Here is a 3228-nt window from a genome sequence, read left to right on the forward strand (position 1 = left end):
CGTTCTCTCACCTGTACTGAGCGAATCGATGTATCGAAGAACGGGTATGAGAACTGTCGTCTGACACCCTCAACGGATCGGGGGAAAACGTATTGTCTCCACAACAAGTACCCCCACCCATGAAGGCGGTCCTCCTCGGTGTCGGACAGGCTGGTGGGAAGCTCGTGACCGCGCTCGCCGAGTTCGACGCCGACGCCGGCTACGGCGCGGTGCTCGACGCGCTCGCGGTGAACACCGCCGCGGCCGACCTCGATCCCCTTCCGCTCGACACGGTCTCGTCGGCAGTCGCGGGTGAGCGGCCACGGCGTCGGCGGCGACAACGAGCTCGGCGCCGACGTGATGGACGAAGACGCCGTCGAGGTGCTGGACGCGCTCGCGCCGAAGGTGACCGCGGACGCGGAGGCGCTGTTCGTCGTCGCGGGACTCGGCGGCGGGACGGGATCGGGCGGTGCGCCGGTCCTCGTCCGGGAGCTACAGCGGGTGTACGACGTGCCCGTCTACGCGCTCGGAATTCTCCCGGGCCGCGACGAGGGAGCGATGCAGCAGGTGAACGCCGGCCGATCGCTGAAGACGCTCGTCCGTGAAGCGGACGCGGCGATCCTGCTCGACAACGACGCGTGGCGGTCCGCGGACGAGTCGGTCCAAGGCGGCTACGCGCAGATCAACGCCGCGATGGCGAAGCGGGTCGGGCTCCTGTTGGCGGCCGGCGAGGCCGTCGAGGGCGTCGCCGAGTCGGTCGTCGACACCAGCGAGGTGATCAACACGCTGCGGACCGGCGGGATCGCGGCGGTCGGCTTCGCGTCCGCGCCCGCGGCCGAGGACGCCGAGGAGAACGTCACGACGGTCACGAGCGTGGTACGGAGCGCGGTGATGACCGGGCTGTCGCTCCCGAACGCGACCGACGCCGACGCCGCGCTCGTCGCCATCGCCGGCGACCCGGACCGGATCTCTCGGAAGGGCGCGGAGAAGGCGCGCAAGTGGCTCCAGGAGGAGACCGGCTCGATGCAGGTGCGCGGCGGGGACTTCCCGCTCGACTCCGAGCGGATCGCGGCGCTCGTGCTCCTCGCCGGCGTCGAGCGCTCACAGCGGGTCGAGGCGTTCCTCGAACGGGCGCGCCAGGCGGTCAGAGACGCGCCAGCGGAGACGCCCGACCCCGCGGACGCCTTCCTGAACGAGGACCTCGACGACCTGCTGTGACCGGCCGCAGCGGCGTGCCGTTTCGCTGTCGGACGGCATTGGGGCGGCGTCGGCGACCCTTCTCCGGGTCGGCCGCTGTCGCCGGCGAGGCAGGTTCCGCACCTTTTTGGTCCCGCCCGGAGGAGTCGTTGCCGATGAGCAATCCGTGGGACGACTGGGACCACGTGCTGAAGGTCGATCCCGACAAGGAACTGCGGGACGGCGAGACTTTCGAGGACGTCTGTCGGACGGGCACCGACGCGATCGAGATCGGCGGAACCCTCGACGTCACCGCGGAGAAGATGACCCGGGTCGTCGACGCCGCCGCCGAGTACGACGTGCCGCTGTACCAGGAGCCGTCGAACCCGGGCGTCGTGATCGATTCCCCCGCGCTCGAGGGGTACCTGATCCCGACGGTGTTCAACGCCGGCGGCCAGTTCTGGATCACCGGCGCGCACAAGGAGTGGGTCCGGATCGACGACCTCGACTGGGACCGCACGCACACGGAGGCGTACATCGTGTTGAACCCCGACGCCTCCGTCGCCGAGTTGACCGACGCGAACTGCGACCTCGCGGCCGACGACGTCGCCGCCTACGCGAAGGTCGCAGAGCGGATGTTCGGCCAGGAGATCGTCTACGTCGAGTACTCCGGGACGTTCGGCGACACGGAGAAGGTCGCGGCCGCCCACGACGCGCTCGACGACGCTACCCTGTTTTACGGCGGCGGGATTCACGACTACGAGTCCGCCAACGAGATGGCCGCCCACAGCGACGTGGTCGTCGTCGGCGACCTGCTCCACGACGAGGGCGTCGACGCCGTCCGCGAGACGGTGGAAGGCGCCAAGGACGCCTAACCACCCTTTCGCTCCCACCTTTTTCTCGTCGGGTTCCCTGCGCTCACTTCGTTCGCTTCGGGAACCGCTCCTCGAAAACCTGGAGGGGAAAAAGCCGCCGGCTCGGCGTTCGCCTCGCCGCCGGTGAACCGCTCGTGGTTCGAAACGGTGCCGCCGTTTCGTCATCACCGGAACGCGGAGCGTTCCGGTTGGCAGTCAGGATCCGAAGGATTCTGACGACATCACGAAAGGCGCAGAGCGCCTTTCGAACGACTTCGCTCGCGGATGCTCAATATTGATGACTCATCTCTCACTCGCGTTACTCGTGATTCACAGCCAGTCGGTAGTAATGTACGTCACTGTATCCATCGCCTCTCGGTTGGGAAACGCTTCGATAACTCGCTGGATGAGATGGTAGAGTTCGTGCGAGGGGAGCGACTGGTCAGGGACATAGAATACCCCACTGTGTGAGTCTGCCGGCATCTGGACAAAGTCGTCGTCGCTGGTGACAATGAGACGGTCCTCTTGGACGGCGTACAGGCGAATCGTGGTGTCGTCGATGCCTTCCCCCAATTCGCTCACGTCGACGACACGCTCTACGTCGTGGCCTGCTTTGTCGAGTTTGTCAGCCAGCGGAGCCGCGATGTTCTCGTCAAGAAGAAACGACACCTGCACCCCTACGATTCCGGCAGATCCTCGGGGCCGGTGATAATTCTGGGATCTTCTTTTGCAGTTTCGTGAAGCTCTCGACGGCGTTCTTCGACCGCCCGCATCTCTTCGGGGTGGTCGTGATAGTACGCCAGTGCGTGGTAAACTTCCGAAGCAGTGAGGTCAAAGCGGTCTGCTACCGTCTGCGCGTTGAGGTCCCGCTCTTCGACCAGCGCGTGGATGTGGCTCACGGTGATTCGCCGGTCCCGAATGTGGGGCTCGTCGTGAATATCCGACTCGTCACCTGAGACGACGGTGTTCATCTGCTTCGACATAGTGTAGAATACCATTGCAGTGGCCTTCAGTCTTTGCCGGTACAGACAGTCAGCCGCGAACGCTTTGTAGAGTCCAAGGAGTGACCGATTCATGATTCATGCGGTGGCGCGCTCCCGGGAGCGCCCGGCAGGGCGCGAGGCGGAGCGCGAGGGACGCGGTGAGCTGCTCGAAGAGCGCGAACCCGCGAGGCTGGGGAGCGTGAGGCGGGCTGTGCGGTGCGGGTGGATCAAAGGGC

3 protein-coding genes and 1 pseudogene are annotated in these 3228 nt (G+C 66.0%); 2 read left to right on the forward strand and 2 right to left on the reverse strand.

Annotated features, from left to right (window positions below; genetic code table 11):
• The first annotated feature begins 119 nt into the window (after positions 1 to 119).
• Together GJ633_RS15285 and GJ633_RS15290 are read left to right on the forward strand one after the other, a co-directional pair.
• Positions 120 to 1197, forward strand: a pseudogene (locus tag GJ633_RS15285) (tubulin/FtsZ family protein).
• Between the two features lie 134 nt (positions 1198 to 1331).
• Positions 1332 to 2030 (forward strand): phosphoglycerol geranylgeranyltransferase, encoded by a 699-nt coding sequence (locus GJ633_RS15290; protein ID WP_156589482.1) that lies wholly within the window; start codon positions 1332 to 1334, stop codon positions 2028 to 2030.
• Positions 2031 to 2339: 309 nt separating this feature from the next.
• Here GJ633_RS15290 and GJ633_RS15295 read toward each other — a convergent pair whose 3' ends face one another.
• A complete protein-coding gene (locus GJ633_RS15295; RefSeq protein WP_321169120.1) occupies positions 2340 to 2678 on the reverse strand; it encodes a DUF5615 family PIN-like protein in 339 nt (112 codons plus the stop codon).
• Between the two features lie 8 nt (positions 2679 to 2686).
• Positions 2687 to 2992 (reverse strand): DUF433 domain-containing protein, encoded by a 306-nt coding sequence (locus tag GJ633_RS15300; protein ID WP_156589484.1) that lies wholly within the window; start codon positions 2990 to 2992, stop codon positions 2687 to 2689.
• Between the last annotated feature and the right edge of the window lie 236 nt (positions 2993 to 3228).

This window comes from Halorubrum sp. CBA1125 (genome assembly GCF_009742825.1).
GTDB lineage: Archaea > Halobacteriota > Halobacteria > Halobacteriales > Haloferacaceae > Halorubrum.